The organism is Eudoraea sp. (assembly GCF_049669105.1).
Taxonomy (GTDB): domain Bacteria; phylum Bacteroidota; class Bacteroidia; order Flavobacteriales; family Flavobacteriaceae; genus Eudoraea.
This window is the reverse complement of sequence record NZ_JBATKE010000179.1, coordinates 1-21637: the sequence shown is the minus strand read 5'-3', so window position 1 is coordinate 21637 and position 21637 is coordinate 1. Positions and strand designations below refer to the sequence as shown.

Here is a 21637-nt window from a genome sequence, read left to right as displayed (position 1 = left end):
AAAAGGATGGATTCTTCCTGATCTACACCACTCAGGTATAAAATATCTCTATGTTGTTGAAATGGCATGGTGCTGTCGGCACTAATAGGGTAGATGTCGTTGGAATTAAAAATCGCAATACTCTTTGGCTTCATCTGAGCCATGAATTTTGCGCGATTCTTCTTATACAACTCACTTTTTATTTGTTCATATTTCATAAAACAACGTACTTTCCTCAAAAATAGGCATAAGCATGTTTACTTCAAAAAGGAAGATCAAATTAAGAAGTATTCAGACTCGAATAATTCCTAGCAAAATCATTAAAAAATAGAAGTCTATCAATATATTTTTGTCTGCACAATGGCAAATTCATATTTTCACACACTCATATTTAGTTTCATGTCCATTAAATTTTATCACTCACTAATTGCATTTTTCGTTTTTTTTGTAAGTACCGCTCAATCCATATCAGGACAATCACAAAATATTGAAGCAGCGCTGATGCTCAAAAAGCAAATGGAGGCTAATTCGCTTGTTAAAAATATTCCTTTCTCTAGTATTGGCCCCACAATAATGAGTGGAAGAGTTGTAGATATTGATGTAAATCCTGATGATCCTACTGAATTTTATGCAGCCTATGCCTCAGGCGGTCTTTGGTATACAAATAATAATGGCACCACATTTTCCCCGGTAATGGATAATTCCGCTACACAAAATATTGGAGATATTGCAATCGATTGGAGTTCCGGGACCATTTGGGTAGGAACCGGTGAGAACAATGCTTCACGTTCATCCTATGCCGGAATTGGTCTTCTAAAATCTAATGACAAGGGTAAATCCTGGGTAAATAAGGGGCTTTTAGATTCGCAGCATATTGGTAGGATTGTGATAAACCCCAATAACCCCAACGAGTTAGTTGTGGGTGTAACCGGTCATTTGTACACCAATAATGAGGAGCGCGGAATTTATAAGACTTCAGATGGAGGTTCTACCTGGGAAAAAACCCTTTATATAAATGAAGCTACTGGTATTATCGACCTGGCCTTTGTTCCCGGGAATTTTAATATTATTTATGCGGCAGCTTGGGAAAAAGATCGAAAAGCCTGGAATTTTAAAGGCAACGGTAGTGGTTCCGGTATTTATAAGAGTATAGATGGTGGTAGTACGTGGACAGAGATAAGTGGTGGTAATAGTGGATTCCCCTCTGGTGAAAATGTTGGGCGCATCGGTTTGACAGTTTATGATGAAAATACCGTGTATGCAGTCCTCGACAGTCAGTTTCGAAGAACAAAAAAGGAAATTGATCCTGAAGAATCCGGCGAACTTACTAAAGATGATTTTAAGTCCATGACTGTCGACACTTTTCTAAAACTGGATAATAAAGAACTTGATAAGTACCTAAAAAGAAATGGGTTTCAGGAAAAATACAAGGCTGAAAATGTAAAACAGCTTATTCAAAGCGGCACTGCTAAACCTCTGGATCTTGCCCGTTATCTTGAAACTTCCAATTCTACACTATTTGATACCCCTGTTGTTGGTGCTGAGGTATATAGAAGTGAAGATGGAGGACTAACCTGGAATAAAAGAAATGAAGAATATATTGATGATCTTTTTTACAGCTATGGGTATTATTTTGCCCAGATCAGAGTAGATGCCACTGATAAAAATAAAATTTATTTGGGAGGTGTACCCATTATAAAGTCTGCAGATGGTGGTAAAACCTTCACTTCAATTAATGGGGATAATGTGCATGCAGACCATCACGCTTTATGGGTAAATCCTAAAAAACCAGGACATCTAATTAATGGAAATGATGGTGGAGTAAATATCTCATATGATGACGGAGCTAACTGGATTAAAAATAACACCCCGTCCGTAGGCCAATTCTACGCGATTAATATTGATTATGAGAAACCTTATAATGTCTATGGGGGGCTTCAGGATAATGGCGTATGGAGAGGCGCCCACAATTCTGTTGAGAATAGCAAATGGCAACAGGTCGGACAATACCCGTGGAAAATGATTCTTGGAGGAGATGGGATGCAGGTTCAGGTAGACAAAAGAAATTCAAATATTGTTTATACCGGATTTCAGTTTGGTAATTATTATCGCCTTGCTTTAAATGAAAATAAAACCACTAGCATACGGCCCAAACATGAACTAGGTGAGCAACCTTACCGCTTTAATTGGCAAACGCCAATATTGCTCTCTGCACATAATCAGGATATTCTTTATCTGGGGAGTAATAAACTTCACCGTTCACTTAATCAGGGTAAGGACTGGGAAGCAATTTCTGACGATCTTACACAGGGAGGAAAAAAAGGAAATGTAGCATATGGTACTCTAACAACTATAAGTGAATCTCCCTTAAAATTTGGTTTGATTTATACAGGCAGTGATGACGGGCTCGTGCATCTTTCAAAAAACGGTGGCGGCAACTGGAATTTGATATCAGGTGAGCTTCCGAAAAATCTCTGGGTCAGCAGGGTCGCAGCCTCCAAACATAAAAAAGAACGGATATATGTCACCCTTAATGGATACCGCAAGGATGATTTAACGCCCTATGTTTATATGAGCAATGACTACGGCAATTCGTGGAAAAATATTGCTTCCAGTATTCCTGCTTCACCGGTAAATGTAATAATTGAAGATCCTGAAAATGAAAATCTCTTATTTATAGGTACGGACAACGGACTATACATGTCAGTCAATCAAGGTAATTCCTGGGAATTATTTCAAAACGGAATTCCCAACGTCGCTGTGCACGATTTGGTAATTCAGCCAGAAGCTAAAGATCTGTTGGTAGGAACCCATGGAAGAAGCATCTATAAAACAAATATTTCATGTTTACAGGAAATGAACGAAGATATCCTTGCAAGGGAATTGCATATTTTTAAACCAGATAACCTAAAACACTCGCAAAGATGGGGCAATCCATACAGCTCCTGGTCAAAACCAAATACTCCCGGATTGGACATTGTGTTTTATTCGAAAAAATCAACAGATTACACGGCAAAAGTTTTTTCTTCAGATAAAACCATAGTAAGTGAGTCCGTGCTTAAAGCAGACAAAGGTTTAAATATTATGTCTTTTGATGTCGCATTTTCCAAGAAAGGAAAACTGGACTATTTGAAAAAAAATAAAGTGACGCTTAAAACGGCCGAAGATGGTAAAACCTATTTACCCATTGGGGCCTATGAGGTAGAAATTTCGTCAGGCGCAGCTAGTCAAAAAATTAAATTTAAAATTGAATAAACTTAAATTATATGGAATTAACGCTAAGTATCCCGGCGCTTTTATTTCCTGCCATTTCGCTAAGTATGTTGGCTTACAATGCCCGATATTTAGCAATAGCAGCGCTTATACGTCAATTGCATAAACAATATCAGGAAAAGGCTTCACGCGGATTGGGTATACAGGTGAGGCAATTAGAAAAACGGCTTAAAATCATAAAGAATATGCAGGCAGTGGCAATATTAAGTTTCCTGTTCAGTGCTATTACTATGTTTCTGATCTATATAGAACAAGATTTCTGGGCCAACCTCATCTTTGGTATTAGTCTTCTTGCTCTAATGGTTTCTTTGATTTTATCCTTGATTGAAGTACAACTCTCTACAAACTCCCTTACCATACAGTTAGCAGATATGGGAGTAAAAATTGAGAAAAAATAATATTAATCATATTCCATAAACTCATATTAGCTCTCTTTTTTATTGGTTTACCATAGTTTTCTTTACCAATGTCAATCAAACTCTTTATATTTTCTTAAAATCAATCTAAATACCATTCTATTAGGTCAGGAAATTTGTTAATGATTTCGTCTTGACTTAAATTTGGTCCCCTAAACTATAACTAATGAGTTCACTGATTAAATCGTCCATAGCCCGAAAAGTGGTAATGGCACTTTCGGGTCTTTTTTTGGTATTGTTTTTGGCGCTTCACGTCACCATAAATTTAACCTCTGTAATTTCCCCAGACACCTTTAACCAATGGTCCCATTTTATGGGCTATAATGTACTGGTGCAATATATAATGCAGCCCGTGTTGATAATTGGTGTTATTGTACATTTTGTAATGGGAATAGTTCTTGAGTTCCAAAATAAGCAGGCACGATCAATTAAATACACCAAATACAAAGGAGCTGCCAACGCTCCATGGGTTTCACGTAATATGATAATCACTGGTCTGGTTGTCCTTGCCTTTCTGGGCTTACACTTTTATGACTTTTGGATTCATGAAATGACTTACAAATATATAGAGGCCAATCCTGAAGACCCTACACGTTATTATGCGGAAACTGTGGAGAAATTTGCTCCCATGTGGAGAACTCTTCTTTATATTGTTTCTTTCGGATTGCTCAGCCTTCATTTATGGCATGGCTTTGCCTCATCTTTTCAGAGTATGGGTTTAAACAATAAGTATACCCCGTCTATAAAATCATTTACCAAGATCTATGCAATAGTAATTCCTTTGGCATTTGTCTTTATTGCTATATATCATCATCTTAACCCTATAACGCATTAATTATGGGCATTCTTGATTCTAAAATTCCATCCGGGCCTTTGGCTGACAAATGGACAAAACATAAAAATGAAATAGATTTAGTAAATCCTGCCAATAAAAGGAATATCGACATCATTATTGTCGGTACCGGTCTTGCAGGAGGTTCCGCGGCTGCTTCGCTCGCAGAATTGGGTTACAATGTTAAAACTTTTTGTTACCAGGACTCTCCCAGAAGGGCACATTCTATAGCTGCACAAGGCGGAATAAATGCTTCGAAAAATTATCAGGGCGATGGCGACAGCGATTACAGACTATTTTATGACACGGTAAAGGGTGGCGACTACAGGTCGCGGGAGGCTAACGTCTATCGCTTAGCTGAAGTTTCGGGAAATATTATAGATCAATGCGTTTCTCAGGGAGTGCCGTTTGCCCGTGATTATGGTGGCCTTTTAGATAACAGATCCTTTGGTGGCGTTTTGGTTTCCAGGACTTTTTACGCCAAGGGACAAACAGGACAGCAACTTTTGTTGGGTGCCTATGCTGCAATGAACCGGCAAATACATCGTGGCAAGATAAAGTCATATACCAGGCATGAAATGCTGGATTTGGTAATTGTCGATGGAAAAGCAAGAGGAATTATTGCAAGAAATCTCATCTCCGGAGAAATTGAACGTCACTCTGCTCATGCAGTTGTTATAGCTTCAGGGGGATATGGTAATTTATTTTTTCTCTCTACATATTGTATGGGAGCCAATGTAATGGCTGCCTGGCGCACGCATCGCAGAGGCGCTTTTTTTGCGAACCCTTGCTATACACAAATCCATCCTACCTGCATCCCGGTTTCAGGAGAACATCAATCCAAACTCACTTTAATGTCGGAATCTCTTAGGAACGACGGAAGGATATGGGTGCCAAAAAAATTAGATGACGCTAAGGCCATTCGAGAAGGAAAATTAAAGCCAACTCAATTAAAAGAAGAAGACAGGGATTACTATTTAGAACGCAGATATCCCGCTTTTGGCAATCTCGTGCCTCGCGATGTAGCTTCAAGAGCGGCAAAAGAACGTTGTGATGCGGGATATGGAGTAAATAAAACAGGAGAAGCAGTTTTTCTGGATTTTGATGCCGCCATAATGCGGTATGGAAAAGAAAAAGCACTCACATCAGGTCTAAAAGATGCCGATAACGCACATATAAGAAAACTTGGAGAAGAGGTTGTAGAAGCCAAATATGGAAATTTATTCCAGATGTATGAAAAAATTGTGGATGAGAATCCATATAAAACCCCTATGATGATCTATCCTGCGGTACATTACACTATGGGAGGGTTATGGGTTGATTACAATTTGCAGACTACGATTCCCGGATGTTATGCAGCAGGCGAGGCTAATTTCAGTGACCATGGAGCAAACAGGCTTGGAGCATCTGCGTTAATGCAAGGTTTGGCAGATGGTTACTTTGTTTTGCCGTATACTATTGGTGATTTCCTAGCCGATGATATCCGTACGGGGCCTATACCAACGGATTCCGAAGAATTTGATAAAGCCGAGAAGGATGTTTTAGACAAGATCAATAGATTAATGTCCGCAAAGGGAATTCATTCTGTTGATTACTATCACAAAAAGCTAGGTAAAATCATGTGGAATAAATGTGGTATGTCTCGTAATGCTAAAGGATTAAAAGAAGCTATTGAAGACATTGCCGCTTTAAGAAAGGATTTCTGGGAGAATGTAAAAGTGCCCGGAGCTGCAGATGACAAAAATCAGGAATTAGAAAAAGCAGGCCGTGTAGCGGATTTCTTAGAGATAGGGGAGCTTTTTGCAATGGATGCTTTGGAGCGAAACGAATCTTGTGGGGGTCATTTTAGAGAAGAATATCAAACTCCTGAAGGGGAAGCGTTACGTGACGACAAAAATTTCAAATTTGTGTCAGCCTGGGAATATAAAGGAGAACCTAAAGACGCCAAACTGCATAAAGAGAATTTGATTTATGAAAATATTGAATTAAAGACGCGTTCCTATAAATAATAAGCTATGAAGATTTATCTTAAAATATGGCGTCAAAAAGATGCTTCCTCAAAAGGAAAAATAGTAGACTATACTATGGATGGTATTGAAGGTGATATGTCCTTTCTGGAAATGCTGGATATATTAAATGAGGATTTAATATCGAAAGGGGAGGTACCTATTGAATTTGACCATGATTGCCGCGAAGGAATCTGCGGTACATGTTCTCTTCAAATTAACGGACGTCCTCATGGTCCGGACAGACTTATCACCGCATGTCAACTGCATATGCGCAGTTTCAAGGACGGGGATACGATAGTAATTGAACCATTTAGAGCTAAAGCTTTTCCGGTAATCAAAGATTTGATTGTAGACAGAAATGCTTTTGAACGCATTCAACAGGCTGGTGGTTTTATTTCTGTGAACACTTCAGGCAGAACAGTTGATGCTAATTCCATCCCAATAAGGAAAGACAATGCGGATAAGGCCTTTAACGCAGCAGCTTGTATTGGTTGTGGAGCATGTGTGGCAGCTTGTAAAAATGCCAGCGCCATGTTATTTACTTCTGCCAAAGTATCACAGTTTGCCTTATTACCTCAAGGACGAATAGAAGCGACAGAACGCGTACAAAACATGGTGCGCCAGATGGATCTGGAAGGCTTCGGAAACTGCACAAATACGGGTGCATGTGAGATAGAATGCCCAAAAGGCATTTCTTTGGATAATATTGCCAGAATGAATAGAGAGTATTTAGGCGCCTCAATAAAAGGCTAGAATAAAAGTGGATATTTTTCTAAAATCCCGGATAGAATTATCCGGGATTTTTATTTGGAATATCCCGTATCTTTTTTGCTATTTTTACCATAACTAATCTGCTATGAAGTCGTCTGCACACCATCTTACTTCCAAATTGCCCAAGTTGCCTGAATCTATATTCAGTACAATGAGTGGTCTCGCAAAAAAGTACAATGCCATTAACATATCTCAGGGTTTTCCCAATTTTGAACCAGATCCCGTTCTTATACAATTAGTTACCAAGGCAATGAAAGAGGGTTATAATCAATACGCTCCTTTAGGTGGTATTTATCCTCTTAAGGAGGTTATTGCTGAAAAGATCGCCCTTTTGTATGGAACTAAATACGACCCGCAGTCTGAAATAACCATTACAGTAGGAGCTACTCAAGCCATTTTTACCGCTATTTCAGCACTGGTTTGGCCAAATGATGAAGTAATAGTTCTTAAACCGGCCTATGATTGTTATGAACCGGCTATAAAAGCAAATGGTGGTATTCCTGTGTTAATTCAATTAACAGGAAAGGACTATGCTATAGATTGGGGTGTATTTAAATCACATCTTAGTGACAAAACCAGGATGGTCATTATTAATACACCACATAATCCCAGCGGGATGGTATTTTCAAATTCCGATATGTTAATGCTCCAAAGTTGTCTAAAAGACACGAATATCATTTTATTAAGCGATGAAGTGTATGAACATATTGTATTTGATAATAACATCCACGAAAGTGCTTCTAAATACGCTGATTTAGCCTCGCGAAGCTTTGTTTGTGCCTCTTTTGGTAAAACTTTTCATGCAACCGGGTGGAAAATGGGTTATTGTGCTGCTCCGGCAGAACTGATGAAAGAATTTCAGAAAATTCATGAATTCAATGTGTTTTGCGTTAACCACCCCTTTCAGCGAGCACTGGCAGAATACCTTAAGAACCCTGCACACTATTTAGATCTAGGGCCTTTTTATCAGGAAAAACGGGATTTGTTTTTAACAGCAATCAAAAATTCCAGATTCAAGTTTACACCTACTCGGGGAACTTATTTTCAGCTACTGGATTTTTCAGAAATCACTGACGAAAGTGATCTTGATTTTGCAGAAAGACTCGTTAAAGAATTCGGTATTGCCTGTATTCCAATTTCGGTTTTTAATAAAGATTTTTTAGATAATAAACAGATACGGATTTGTTTTGCAAAGACCACTGAAACCCTCTTAAAGGCGGCTGAAATCATTACTTCAATATAGCTTTTCCTCAGTCAGATAGTCGATGGCTTAATGCAATTTTTAGTTTTCTAAATTACAAAATATGCTAATTCCCTTCTATTGCGCCATTAATTAGAACCATCAAATCTCCAATCTTAGAGGGTTCCAGCCATCTTGTGATCACTACGAGATTATTAGCCTTATCAATTACAATAAAATTCCCTCCAAAGCCGGCCGCATAGTAGATGTCTTCTGAAAGTCCCTCCCAATGTCGATCCCCTTTATTGTTAAGCCACCACATATAGCCATAATTAGGATTTGGCACTGAAGGCGTTGTTGCTTCCTGTATCCAGGCCTCGTTAAGAAGCTGTTCTGAGTTCCATTTTCCATTATTAAGAAATAGCAAGCCAAAACGGGCCATATCTTCTGTACTTATAAAAATTCCTGCACCTGAATGACCACCCCCAGTAACAGATTTCATTTTTATTCCGTCAATTACAGTCCAGGCATTTTCGTAGCCATACCAGCGCCATGTAGTTGAAGCTCCAATTTTATCCATTATATGCTCCTTAAGTACAACAGGAACGGGCTTTCGCCAAACGTGTGTCAATGCATAAGCCAGTACATTTACACGGACATCATTATATTCCATTACGGTGCCGGGTTCCTTGAGTTCTCTGAATTTCCAATCATCCAATCCTCCATCTTTTGGAGGTCTGTCTGCCCAATCCTTGCCACCCCATAACTCTCCTGACCAATCTGAATTTTGTTGTAGCAAATGCTTCCAGCTAATTTTACTATTGTGCTCTCCTGCAAATGTGCCATCCCAGATATAAGAAGAAACTTTGTCATCTGTACTTTCAATTAGATGACTATCTACAGCGAGACCTGCAACGGTAGACAAAAAACTCTTAGTTACGCTAAAAGTCATGTCAACACGTTTAATATCTCCCCATTTTTGAACAATGAAACCGTTTTTTAAGATTATACCTGCCGGGCCTCCCCGTTTTTTAGTAGGTCCTAAAATTTGATGAAATGGTTCGCGCTCAAATCCCTTTAAAATTGCAATCCGTAAATCTCTTGACCCCGAATACTCGTTCCTTTTGGCAAAATTGACAGCTTCATTAAGCTTCGTTTCATTGAGATTATAAGTGGATGGGGGTCTTTCCTGCCATTCAGCATTTCTTTCAGGAAAATAATAAGCCTGCTGACCAATAGCAGTATTTATTGTAAACAATAAAATAGCAGCGACAAGGGTTTTTATATACATTCTTTATAGTATTATTTTTCCAAGTTAACCAAATTCAGCTTCATTAACCAATCCATTTGTTTATCGTTTCCAATATAATAAGGATGCCTTCCAAATTTTATAAATCCATTCTTTTCATAAAATCTGATGGCATTGGTATTTTTCTCCCACACGCCAAGCCATAAGTAGCTCTTTTTTTTGTTGGCTGCAATATATTTAATTTGATTTAGCATCCAATGTCCTATTTTATTTCCCTGAAATGCGCTTATTACGTATATTCTTTCTAATTCAATGGCATTTCTATCCTTTATGTCTCTTTGTGCATCATCTTCATTTAATTTAAAATATCCTAAGACCTCATTTTCTGAGAAAACCAAATAAAAGGACATCAGAGGGTCTGCCAGTTCCATTAAAAGTTGTTCTTCAGAAAAAGCTTTTTTCATATAAGCATTAAAATCATCCGGGTTGTTTTCCAATTTAAAGGCATCAATAAATGTCTTTCTGGAAATTGAAATAAGTTTATCTAAATCAGAAGTAGTACATTTTGATAAATGAAGTTTCATACTGTCATGAAATATCCCCTAAAATAAAAAAAGGAGTAAAACATATTGCTTTACTCCTTTAAATATTTTGTGATTACGTACTAAAACATAAACAGTTTTCTGGTCAACATTACTATACCGCTAAAAAATTCGTTTCGGTATACCTGGATTTCTTCTTCAATAGGTCTGTGGTTAATTTGTGCGTCCATAGCTTTTGGAATTTTAATAAAATAAGATTTGGGGTTTAATAACTATGGTATAAAGATAATGTGTGCGATTCAAGTATCTAAAAATATGTTGTGAAGTATCTCCAAATTGTTGTGAAAAAAGTCACTCATTTAAATTTGTCGATAAAGCGTTTATTTTGATCGTTAAACGGTCATCTCCGGAATATCTCCTTCAATTAGTAATGTTCCCTCCGTTGCCTGTTTTATAGACTCAACACTGACACCCGGAGCTCTTTCAAGCAATCGGAATCCCTTTGAAGTAACCTCCAGAACCCCAAGATTGGTCACCACTTTTTTTACACAGCCAACACCAGTCAGGGGCAGGGAACATTTTTTTAACAGCTTTGATTCTCCTTTCTTATTTGTATGCATCATTGCCACGATAATATTCTCTGCCGATGCAACAAGATCCATTGCTCCACCCATTCCTTTTACCATTTTTCCGGGTATTTTCCAATTGGCAATATCTCCATTTTGAGATACTTCCATAGCTCCGAGAATAGTAAGGTCAACGTGTTTTCCGCGAATCATTCCAAAACTAGTTGCAGAGTCAAAAAAGGAAGCCCCTGGTAAGGTTGTAATGGTTTGTTTGCCGGCATTAATTATATCGGCATCTTCTTCACCTTCATAAGGGAATGGACCCATGCCCAAAACACCATTTTCACTTTGAAATTCAACGTTAATATCATCTCTGACATAATTAGCCACAAGGGTTGGAATGCCAATTCCAAGATTGACATAAAACCCATCTTTCACTTCCCTGGCAATTCTTTTTGCTATACCAATTTTATCCAGCATAATATGATCTTTTATTAGTATTTAGTTCCGCGATCTAACAGTCCGTTGTTCTATTCTCTTTTCATAGTGTTCTCCCTGGAAGATTCGTTGTACAAATATACCGGGGATATGTATTTCATTTGGATCAAGACCACCAGCGGGCACTAATTCTTCTACTTCTGCAACTGTTATCTTAGCGGCACCGCACATACAAGGATTAAAATTACGCGCAGTCCCTTTGAAAATTAAATTACCGGCTTCATCACCCTTCCAGGCCTTAACAAAGGAAAAATTAGCTTCAAAGGCGTGCTCAAGAACATACATTTTACCCTTAAAATCTCGTGTTTCCTTACCCTCTGCCACCTCGGTTCCATACCCGGCGGGGGTATAGAAGGCCGGGAATCCGGCTTGTGCCGCTCTACATTTTTCCGCAAGGGTTCCCTGAGGGGTTAATTCAACATCTAATTCCCCACTTAGCATTTGCCGTTCAAATTCGTCATTTTCACCAACATATGAGGAGATCATTTTTTTAATCTGATGTTTCTGAAGTAATAAGCCCAGACCAAAATCATCAACTCCCGCATTATTACTAATACAGGTAATATCTTTTATTCCCAAACGGACGAGTTCCGTAATTGCATTTTCAGGTATACCACAAAGCCCAAAACCCCCTAACATAAAGGTCATTCCGTCTTCTACTCCTTTTAATGCCTCCTGCACATTGGCCACTGTTTTACGTATCATAAGTAATAAATAAGCTAATTAAAAATCCTATTTCCTATTACCACTAAAATACGTTTTTAAATAAAAAAATCCCGCCAAAAAGCGGGATTAGTTTAATTTGATAAATCTTGTATAATATTAAATTTTACTAAAAATCAAAATCATCAAGGTCGTCTTCAAGATTATCTTTTAATGGGGTTTCTTCATTTTTTTTTGAACAATTAACATTGATAGTAAGCTCTTCCGGTATTGGAAATTCATCCATAGAAATTCCTAAATCCTCATTCTCATAATTACTTTTCATATATAAAGCCCATATAGGTAAAGCCATCGAAGCTCCCTGACCATATGTAATAGTCTTAAAATGTGTAGCCCTATCTTCGCCTCCAACCCATACACCTGTCACCAGATTGGGCACCATTCCCATAAACCAACCGTCACTTTGGTTCTGTGTTGTTCCGGTTTTTCCGGCAATCGGATTTGTAAATTCATAAGGATAACCGGTGATTATCTCCTTATATACCGTTTGGTCTTTATTGAAAGAATGCCGTAGTCTGGTTCCTGATCCACCTTCTGTAACTCCTTCCATTAAATTAACCATTGCATATGCTACCTCCTTACTCAGCACGTCTTTTGTTTCAGGAACGTACTCAAAGAGCACAGCCCCATTTTTATCTTCAATTCGGGTAACCATGACCGGTTTTACATAAACACCTTGATTTACGAAAGTACCATATGCCCCTACCATTTCATAAACATTTAAATCTGGGGTTCCCAGGGCAATTGAAGGCACTTCAAGAATCTCTCCGGTTAATCCAAGATCTTTAACAATGGCTACAACAGGTTTAGGGCCTACTCTGTCTATTAATTGAGCAGTAACTGAATTTACAGAGTTGGCAAGAGCACGTTTCAAAGTATACATCTTTCCGGAAAACTTACCATCAGCATTTTTAGGGCACCATGGTTCCGGGTTACCATGTTTACCTGCCTCAATACAATACTGACTATCCGGAAGTGAATCACAGGGTGATAATCTCAGTTGATCAATAGCGGCAGCATAAACGAATGGTTTAAAAGTCGAGCCGGCCTGTCTTGCGCCCTGTATTACATTGTCGTATTGAAAATGTTTATAGTTAAGGCCCCCTACCCAAGCCTTCACATGGCCTGTTTGGGGTTCCATTGACATCATTGCAGTCCTTAAAAAGGTTTTATAATATCTTATGGAATCTAAAGGGGTCATAACAGTGTCCTTCTCCTGGATGTCACTATTCCAATCAAATACTGTCATTTCCGTTTTTTCGGTAAATGATGCCCTGATCTCATTCTCAGAGGCACCATTGGACTTCATGATGCGCCAGCGTTCCGAAGTTCTCATAGCACGCTCCATGATTCTGTTTGTCTCTTCGGTATTCAGGTCCAAAAATGGGGCCGTTGCATTTCTATCTGGCGTATTTTGATGAAAAAACTCTTTTTGAAGTCGCTTCATATGTTGCTTTACGGCATCCTCAGCATTTTTCTGCATCCGGTAATCAACGGTGGTATAAACTTTAAGTCCGTCTAAATAAATATTCCACCGATCTCTTTCACCTTCTTCTGCAGGTCTGGGGTTTTTTTCAATCCAATCATTTAGAAACCCTTGTAAATACATTCTGAAATAGGTAGCAAGACCATCCCTGTGAGATTCCGGAGTAAAATTTATGTCCATTTTCAACGCCTGTAGTGAATCCCTTTCCTTTTCAGTAATAAAGTCATATTTAGCCATTTGACCCAATACGGTGTTACGTCGATTCAATACTAATTCTTCTCTTCTGATGGGGTTATAGAGTGAGGAGTTTTTTAACATTCCAACCAGTACAGCAGATTCTTCCGGCTTTAACTCAATGGGTTCTTTTCCAAAATAAATTCTTGATGCGGAGCGTATTCCGTCTGCATTATTTATAAAATCATAGGTGTTCAGATACCAGGCAATTATCTCTTCCTTGGTATATTGCCTTTCCAGACGTATCGCTATTACCCATTCCTTTACTTTTTGGATAATCCTGCCTGCGGCTCCGCCGGATATTCTTTTGGTAAATAATAATTTAGATAATTGTTGAGAAATTGTACTGGCGCCCCCTCGCTTACCAAGAAATACCATTGCCCTCAAAGTACCTCTGGCATCTATCCCGGAATGATCAAAATATCTTGCATCTTCTGTAGCAACCAGGGCATTAACCAAATTCTCCGGCAATTCATTATAGGACACAGGGGTTCTGTTGTCATCTAAATAAAATTTTCCAAGGGTTTGACCATCTGAAGAGATGATCTCAGTCGCTAAATTTGTCTGTGGATTCTCCAACCGTTCAAACGTTGGCATTTCTCCCAAAAATCCCCAGGAAGCTAAAAGAAATATTAAAAATATCAAAAAAAGTCCTGATACAAACAGAATCCAAAACCATTTAATAAACTTAGAAAAGTTGGAAGAAACCTTCTTTTTCCGGGCTTTTGCCATAACTTATTTACGCTTTTCAATTAAGAAACCAACATCAGTGATGCCTTCTAGTTCCATGATCCCATCTGCGTTGCCATTTTTGCGCATAGCATGGGAAATTTGTAAAGTATATACGCCCTTAACGGGAAAAATGATGTTTTCCTTATACCAAAGTTTATTTTCTTTAATACTGCCATATCCTTTTCCCAGCCATTTGCCATCCGGCATAGCCATTTCATACTCCAGGGTATCCCTTTGGATATCGCCATTAGGATATTTTAAATCTGCTATTAAAAATAAATTGCTGTAGGGGAAAGATTCATCATTTCTTATGGAAATAAATATATCATTCGCGCTAATCGTGTCATTTTCTGTGAAGCTAAATTCTTTTGCGTCACCTTTGCCCCATATGCCGCCAGGATTTGCCTGAAATTCCGAATGTGTCAGCTTATCATCACATGCCAAAATCAATAAAACTAAAATTGAATAGAAAATCCTATTAGACATTTTTGGCAGGTCTTTTTCTGTTATTCCTTCTTTTTTTATTATTGTTTCCCTTATTTCTACGCTTCGGGCGGTCAAACCTTGTAAGACTGTCCTGTCCCACAACATTTTCAAAAATCATCTTTTCTTCTTCAATATTTTCAGCAGCATACTCCTCAAGGCTGGCTACCGGCTTTTTTGCTTTATTCTTATCCAGAATCTCCTGAACTTGTTCTTTAGTGAGTGCATGCCAGTTAGAGGCGTCTTCTTTATAGGAGAACCAAAGCATCCCTTTAAAAATGTCTGTTTTTTGACAAAAAGCTACTCCTTTTTCAGTGAATAATTTACTATCCTGAGAAGGGAAATCCTCTAATGCCTCTAAATACAGATCCAGCTCATAGTTCAAACAACACTTTAGTTTACCACATTGGCCTGCCAATTTTTGCGGATTAAGTGAAAGTTGTTGATAGCGTGCTGCGGAAGTGCTTACTGAACGGAAATCCGACAACCAGGTAGAGCAACACAATTCCCTACCGCAAGAACCAATTCCTCCTAAACGTTGTGCTTCCTGTCTATACCCAATTTGCCTCATTTCTATACGAATGCCAAAGGCCTTCGCCATATCCTTAATCAATTGTCTGAAATCTATACGTTCTTCCGCCGTATAGTAGAACGTAGCCTTAGAACCATCCCCCTGAAATTCCACATCAGAGATCTTCATCTGTAATTTCAACAAAATAGCCATTTCGCGGGCTCGCTTTTTTATCTCTTCTTCCTTATCACGACACTTCTGCCATTTGTCTATGTCCTTTTGAGTTGCTTTGCGATATACTTTGGGGATTTCCTCTTCAGAATCGGGAACTTTTTTTCGCTTCATCTGCACCTTAACTAATTCTCCGGTTAAAGTAACAAGGCCAATGTCATGGCCAGATTTAGCCTGTGTGGCCACAATATCGCCAATGGATAATGGCAGATTTTCCGTGTTCCTGAAAAACTCTTTCCTGCTATTTTTAAATCGAATTTCAACACAATCAAATGGCTGAGAACCACTTGGCAGAGACATATTAGAAAGCCAGTCAAACACTGTCAATTTATTGCAGCTATCTGTGCCGCAAGTTCCATTATTTTTGCATCCACGCGGCTGCCCATCCTTGCCGGTTGAACAACTGTTACAACCCATATTTTATATCTTGGTTTAGCAAATCCAACTTTTGGTTTTGCTAAAAGAGGTTCATAAATAATTATTGAAGGTAAAGATAGTACTTTTTTACTGTGATGGAAAGTGACAATTATTGTAGAAAAATAATCGATCTTCACATCTTAGGGTGATGTAATAAGTTCATGAAAATGAGCACTAAAATAAATTCCGGTAAGATATGGGTAGGTTTATTTTTTAAATTTCAAGACCTCTGATCTTCCTTTTTTAAAAATCTTATTACTAACCACTTTCCCTTTTCTAAGTCTTTTCTGCTCCTCAAAAGGAAGTTCATGGATTTCTTTGCAATGGTTTGAACAACAATTGTTCATTTTATCTGCACATGCATCACATTGAATGAAAAGCAAATGACAAGCTTCATTGGCACAGTTAACATGGGTGTCACATGATTCACCACATTGATGACACTGCGCTATAATATCTTCGGATATACGCTCACCTCGTCTGTGATCAAATACAAAATTCTTACCAAGAAATTTATTTTCAAGATTCTTTTGTCTAACCTGACGGGTGTATTCTATAATCCCTCCTTCAAGCTGAAATACATTTTTAAATCCTTTATGCTTATAGTACGCACTCGCCTTTTCACATCGGATCCCTCCGGTGCAATACATCAAAAGGTTCTTATTCTCCTTGTAGTTTGATAAATCCTTTTCTATTATATCCAATGAATCTCTAAACGTATCTACATCCGGTGTGATTGCATTTTTAAAATGTCCAATTTCACTTTCATAGTGATTTCGCATGTCAACCAAAATTGTATTGGGGTCGTCAATCAACTCATTAAAATGTGTGGCATCAACATGTATTCCTTTGTTGGTTACATCGAAAGTAGCATCATTCAAACCATCCGCGACAATTTTGCTCCGCACCTTAATCTTCAGTTTTAAAAAGGACTTGTTATCCTGCTCTATTGCAATATTCAATCGAACATTTTCAAGAAATGAAATACTGTCTATATGTGATTTGAATTTTAAAAAATTATCGGCCGGAACAGACAATTGGGCATTAATGCCTTCGGGAGCTACATAGATTCTTCCCAGAACATCCAGTTCATTCCAATGAATGAATAAATGGTTCCTAAATAATTTTGGATTACCAATATGTGCGTACTTGTAAAAAGAAATAGTCAGACGTTCCTGCCCGGCTTTCTCAATAAGAGTTTCTCTTTCTTTAGCACTTAATGTATTGTACAGTTGCATGCTATACCAATTATTAAGTTTAAGAATTCAATAGTTTACAAAATTAAACATATTCCGTAATAGCGCAAGAGAAAACTTATAATCCCATTTGTTAGCCTCCTGCTGCCCATTGCAAAAAAAAAGAGTCTTGATAGTTCAAGACTCTTTGAGGACCACTCCCTGGTAATTTTCTTTTTCATAGATCAACCTGAAAGGATGTGGTCTCCGTTGTCCAAATTTCATCGGACACTTGGAATATTTTGTGTTTAAGTACGAACACTTATCAGGGAGATGCAGGAATACTAAAAAGGTTGCTTTTGACATTGTTATATGAAAAAAGAAATGGTAATTTAGCGTTCCTAATTTTATAGAAAAACACACATGGCTAACGATAAAGAGGCGAAACTTAAGGCATTAAAACTAACACTGGATAAATTGGACAAAACCTATGGCAAGGGTGCCGTCATGAAAATGGGGGACTATGTTGTTGAGGATGTAGAAGTTATCCCTTCGGGTTCACTTGGCTTGGATATTGCCTTGGGTGTAGGTGGTTATCCTCGCGGAAGAGTTGTTGAAATATACGGCCCAGAATCTTCCGGAAAAACCACCCTCACTTTACATGCCATAGCAGAGGCTCAAAAAAATGGGGGTATTGCTGCTTTTATTGATGCCGAGCATGCATTTGACAGGTTTTACGCCAAAAATTTAGGAGTCGATATTGACAACCTAATTATATCACAACCCGATCATGGGGAACAGGCATTAGAAATTACAGATAACCTAATTCGGTCGGGCGCTATAGATATAGTGATTATAGATTCGGTGGCGGCATTAACTCCAAAAAGTGAAATTGAAGGTGAGATGGGAGACTCTAAAATGGGTTTACATGCTAGATTAATGTCACAGGCGCTTCGAAAATTAACTGGTTCTATAAGTAAAACACATTGTACTGTAATCTTCATTAATCAGTTAAGGGAAAAAATAGGTGTTATGTTTGGAAATCCTGAAACTACTACGGGAGGTAACGCGCTAAAGTTTTATGCTTCCGTTAGATTGGATATTCGCAGATCTACACAAATAAAAGATACTGAAGGTGCTGTCCTGGGTAATAAAACGAGGGTGAAAGTCGTCAAAAATAAGGTGGCTTCCCCTTTTAAAACTGCAGAGTTTGATATAATGTACGGGGAAGGAATATCCAAGGTAGGTGAAATTCTCGATCTTGGAGTACAATACGAAATTATCAAAAAAAGTGGATCCTGGTTTAGCTATGGAGACACAAAGCTCGGGCAAGGAAGAGATGCAGTAAAATCGCTTTTGCAAGATAATCCTGAACTACTGGAAGAATTAGAAGGCAAAATAAAAGAAGCCATAGGTGCCGTATAAGCTTAATTTAAAATAGCTCATTTTCTGTATTCTTAGGTTTTTTAAGCAACCATTGTCTGATCTTATCATCTTATACTAAAGATTTTAATAGATGATTATGAAAAGAGTAGTTTCCCTATTTTTCGTATTATTCGCATTTGTTTTGTCTTCTTGTAGTTTGAACGATGATCAACCGAATTATTATTTTGTTCCACTACAAGTTGTAAGTGCTGAATTACCCGAATCATTCAGTTTGCATGAGACCTATCAAATTAATGTAACTTATACATTGCCTAATGGATGTGTCTCTTTTGAAGGTTTTGACGTAAGTCCCATTGCAGAAACGACAAGAAATGTAGTTCCTATAGGATCACAGTTTGATGATCCGGAATGTGTAGATGGAATGGCCGAAGTAGAAGGTTCATTTAACTTTATCTGTCTTTATACAGATACCTACCTCTTTAGGTTCTGGACGGGAGAAGATGAAAACGGCGAGCAGGAATATTTGGAAATTGAAGTTCCTGTAAACCAATAATCCACTATTTTAGGTCTGTTAATCTAACCAATATTTTGAGTCTGGAAGAACTCATACATAATTGTAAAAGAGGAGATAGAAAAGCGCAGGAACAATTGTATAGAAATTATGCAAAAATATTGTTCGGTATCTGCCTAAAATATTCGCGCAATAAAACGGAGGCCGAAGATAATCTTCACGATAGCTTTATGACCATATACGATAAGATTGGTCAGTATAAGTTTAAAGGCTCTTTTGAAGGTTGGATTAAACGGATTACGGTTAATACGGTACTTCAGAAATATAGAAAAGAAGAATACCTGAAAGTAGTAACAGATAATGTAACTGAAGAACCCGAGATTCATTCAGAATATTTGGATGTTGAACTCCCCACCCTCTTGCGTTATATACAGGAACTTCCCAATAAATACAGACTCACCTTTAATATGTACGTTCTTGATGGGTTTACACATAAAGAGATAAGCGAACAATTAGGGACATCCGAAGGCACATCAAAATCAAATCTAGCCAGGGCCAGAATGATTTTAAAAGAACGAATAAAGAAAGAAAACATAAATATTGCTTAATTACCTAAGCCATGAAAAAAGAAGATATTGATAAATTATACCAGGAGAAGTTGAAAAACTTCAACGAGGTGCCGGACGAAAAGGTTTGGAAGGCAATTTCGACCTCCCTGGATAAAAAGAAAAAGTCTCGCCCAATTATTCCTATTTGGTGGAAATTAGGGGGAGTAGCGGCAATTTTAGCCATATTGTTATCCATTTTTATTCCTTTTGAAAGCAATCAAAATACAGATCAAATAATTACAGATGTTGAAAGTGCCCCTTCTTTGGATAATTCAAGGATAAATGACGTTGAAAATATTTTGCCGGCAGACAACAAGGAAGATGGGAATAGTGTGGTAAACTCTTCCGATGTAAAAAAAGATACCACAAATCCAATTCCTGTCGGTGATGTTAATAGTCCAGCAAATGAATTACAAGATATTGAGACCACCATTGTTACTTCATCTGAGAAAACCAATTCAAAAACAGAACAAAATACCGATAATTCCAGAACTCCAGACCCTGAAACCGCTATTACCTCTGTTCGTTCAGAATATACCCCCAGTGAGATTATGAAAGATGAAGATACCAAAATAATGAAGGAAGAGCGGAATACTGAAATTGCCGCCAATATCAATACTTCTGTCAAAGACCCTGCGGTTATAGATAGCGAGAATAATATTTCTAAGAATAATCCCCAAAAAGATACTCCCCTAAAAGAAACCGCCATCGCCAATGGAGTAAGCAATTTGAATGAGGAAAAAGAGGAGGAAGATCAAAAGTCTGATATGGGTAAGAAGTCTATTTTTGAAGAAATTGAGAAATCACAGGAAACTGAAGTGGCCCAAAGTAATAGTAATAAATGGTCTGTTGGGCCCAGTATTGCACCGGTTTATTTTAACTCATTTGGGAATGGCTCGCCAATACATTCAAATTTTGTGTCGAATCCGAAAAATGGTAACGTTAATCTTAGTTACGGATTGATGGTTTCATATGATATCAGTAAAAAGTTGAGTATCCGCTCAGGGCTCCACAAAGTAGATTATGGTTATGATACAAATGAAATATCTTTTTCAGCTTCACTTACCGCATCCACTAGTGATCAAATTGATAATATTAATTATGTGCCTACTTCAAAAAATTTGGTTGTCAGGAATATGGAAGACAGTAAACTATCAGAACAGGCAAGCAGTATGGAATTTACGGCTCAAAGCCCTGCTCGTGACGGCAGAATGATTCAAGATTTTGGTTATTTGGAATTACCCTTAGAAATAAATTATGCACTGCTTGACCGAAAATTTGGAATAAACGTTATAGGCGGATTGAGCTCACTTTTTCTGGTAGATAATTCAGTCGTTCTTGAGGCAAATGGAAACACTGTAGAGATGGGGGAGGCCAATAATATTAATGATGTGAATTTAAGCACAAATATTGGTTTTGGTCTAAATTATAAGTTTTCTCCAACCCTGCAGTTTAACCTGGAACCTATGTTCAAATACCAGTTAAACACATTTAGCGAAACATCTGGTAATTTTCAACCTTACTCAATAGGAGTCTCTACCGGTTTGAATTTTAAATTTTAGTGTCTCTGAAAATTTAATGTTTTATTATGCCTTGGGTAAAATGGCTTTATTACTTCAATAGCACGCATAATTATGTTTTCTATTTTTAAACCATTTGGTATATTATATTAGTGCCCCACTAATTCCGATTAAAAGGCCTATTTTGGAGCTCTTTTAAAATAATGGTTCTTACTTGTTCCCGTAATTCCGATTTTTGATTTTCCATTAGTTCTTTTGTTTTGAAAAAGGAATGAACCTTTACTCTTGCAATACCCGGGCTTCCA

19 protein-coding genes are annotated in these 21637 nt (G+C 37.8%); 10 read left to right on the top strand and 9 right to left on the bottom strand.

Translation table 11 applies throughout. From position 1 onward, the window contains the following. On the bottom strand, positions 1–197 hold a 197-nt coding region (locus WBM60_RS13840; RefSeq protein ID WP_424283209.1), incomplete at its 3' end, for an aminopeptidase P N-terminal domain-containing protein. Between the two features lie 181 nt (positions 198–378). Between WBM60_RS13840 and WBM60_RS13835 the strand changes: the two genes are divergently transcribed. The 6 genes from WBM60_RS13835 (at position 379) to WBM60_RS13810 (ending at position 8523) form a co-directional block, all read left to right on the top strand. Further along, positions 379–3234: a VPS10 domain-containing protein gene (locus WBM60_RS13835; protein ID WP_424263472.1), complete on the top strand. Its 2856-nt coding sequence runs from the start codon at positions 379–381 to the stop codon at positions 3232–3234. A gap of 11 nt (positions 3235–3245) precedes the next feature. Further along, on the top strand, positions 3246–3650 hold the full coding sequence (locus WBM60_RS13830; protein WP_424263474.1) for a DUF2721 domain-containing protein: 405 nt from the start codon (positions 3246–3248) through the stop codon (positions 3648–3650). Between the two features lie 184 nt (positions 3651–3834). Then, on the top strand, positions 3835–4503 hold the full coding sequence (locus tag WBM60_RS13825) for a succinate dehydrogenase cytochrome b subunit (RefSeq protein WP_424263476.1): 669 nt from the start codon (positions 3835–3837) through the stop codon (positions 4501–4503). A 2-nt stretch (positions 4504–4505) separates the two neighbouring features. Beyond that, on the top strand, positions 4506–6509 hold the full coding sequence (locus WBM60_RS13820; protein WP_424263478.1) for a fumarate reductase/succinate dehydrogenase flavoprotein subunit: 2004 nt from the start codon (positions 4506–4508) through the stop codon (positions 6507–6509). 6 nt (positions 6510–6515) lie between these two features. Next, on the top strand, positions 6516–7262 hold the full coding sequence (locus tag WBM60_RS13815) for a succinate dehydrogenase/fumarate reductase iron-sulfur subunit (protein ID WP_299159736.1): 747 nt from the start codon (positions 6516–6518) through the stop codon (positions 7260–7262). A 103-nt stretch (positions 7263–7365) separates the two neighbouring features. Next, positions 7366–8523: a methionine aminotransferase gene (locus WBM60_RS13810; protein ID WP_424263481.1), complete on the top strand. Its 1158-nt coding sequence runs from the start codon at positions 7366–7368 to the stop codon at positions 8521–8523. 64 nt (positions 8524–8587) lie between these two features. Here the strand turns inward: WBM60_RS13810 and WBM60_RS13805 are convergent, their stop codons facing one another. The 8 genes from WBM60_RS13805 to WBM60_RS13770 form a co-directional block, all read right to left on the bottom strand. Continuing rightward, on the bottom strand, positions 8588–9751 hold the full coding sequence (locus tag WBM60_RS13805; protein ID WP_424263483.1) for a serine hydrolase domain-containing protein: 1164 nt from the start codon (positions 9749–9751) through the stop codon (positions 8588–8590). Positions 9752–9762: 11 nt separating this feature from the next. Next, on the bottom strand, positions 9763–10293 hold the full coding sequence (locus WBM60_RS13800; protein WP_424279670.1) for a GNAT family N-acetyltransferase: 531 nt from the start codon (positions 10291–10293) through the stop codon (positions 9763–9765). A gap of 350 nt (positions 10294–10643) precedes the next feature. Further along, positions 10644–11297 (bottom strand): CoA transferase subunit B, encoded by a 654-nt coding sequence (locus WBM60_RS13795; protein ID WP_424263487.1) that lies wholly within the window; start codon positions 11295–11297, stop codon positions 10644–10646. Between the two features lie 21 nt (positions 11298–11318). After that, positions 11319–12020, bottom strand: coding sequence for a CoA transferase subunit A (locus WBM60_RS13790; RefSeq protein ID WP_424263489.1), 702 nt, complete (start codon positions 12018–12020; stop codon positions 11319–11321). A gap of 127 nt (positions 12021–12147) precedes the next feature. Then, on the bottom strand, positions 12148–14490 hold the full coding sequence (locus WBM60_RS13785) for a transglycosylase domain-containing protein (RefSeq protein ID WP_424263491.1): 2343 nt from the start codon (positions 14488–14490) through the stop codon (positions 12148–12150). A 3-nt stretch (positions 14491–14493) separates the two neighbouring features. After that, the gene (locus WBM60_RS13780) at positions 14494–14976 is read right to left on the bottom strand and encodes a gliding motility lipoprotein GldH (RefSeq protein WP_424263493.1); all 483 of its coding nucleotides are present in this window, start codon (positions 14974–14976) and stop codon (positions 14494–14496) included. Further along, positions 14969–16132, bottom strand: a complete 1164-nt coding sequence (locus WBM60_RS13775; RefSeq protein ID WP_424263495.1) for a PSP1 domain-containing protein — start codon at positions 16130–16132, stop codon at positions 14969–14971. Before WBM60_RS13775 ends, WBM60_RS13780 begins: the two co-directional genes overlap by 8 nt. 206 nt (positions 16133–16338) lie before the next feature. Further along, positions 16339–17370 (bottom strand): rhodanese-related sulfurtransferase, encoded by a 1032-nt coding sequence (locus WBM60_RS13770; RefSeq protein WP_424263497.1) that lies wholly within the window; start codon positions 17368–17370, stop codon positions 16339–16341. A gap of 360 nt (positions 17371–17730) precedes the next feature. Between WBM60_RS13770 and recA the strand changes: the two genes are divergently transcribed. The 4 genes from recA to WBM60_RS13750 all read left to right on the top strand — a co-directional run bounded on the left by recA (position 17731) and on the right by WBM60_RS13750 (position 21374). Then, the gene (gene recA, locus WBM60_RS13765; RefSeq protein ID WP_424276392.1) at positions 17731–18732 is read left to right on the top strand and encodes a recombinase RecA; all 1002 of its coding nucleotides are present in this window, start codon (positions 17731–17733) and stop codon (positions 18730–18732) included. Positions 18733–18829: 97 nt separating this feature from the next. Next, a complete protein-coding gene (locus WBM60_RS13760) occupies positions 18830–19246 on the top strand; it encodes a hypothetical protein (RefSeq protein WP_424264126.1) in 417 nt (138 codons plus the stop codon). Positions 19247–19281: 35 nt separating this feature from the next. Next, positions 19282–19812, top strand: coding sequence for an RNA polymerase sigma factor (locus WBM60_RS13755; RefSeq protein ID WP_424264128.1), 531 nt, complete (start codon positions 19282–19284; stop codon positions 19810–19812). 11 nt (positions 19813–19823) lie between these two features. Next, positions 19824–21374: a hypothetical protein gene (locus WBM60_RS13750; protein WP_424283208.1), complete on the top strand. Its 1551-nt coding sequence runs from the start codon at positions 19824–19826 to the stop codon at positions 21372–21374. The last annotated feature ends 263 nt before the right edge of the window (positions 21375–21637 follow it).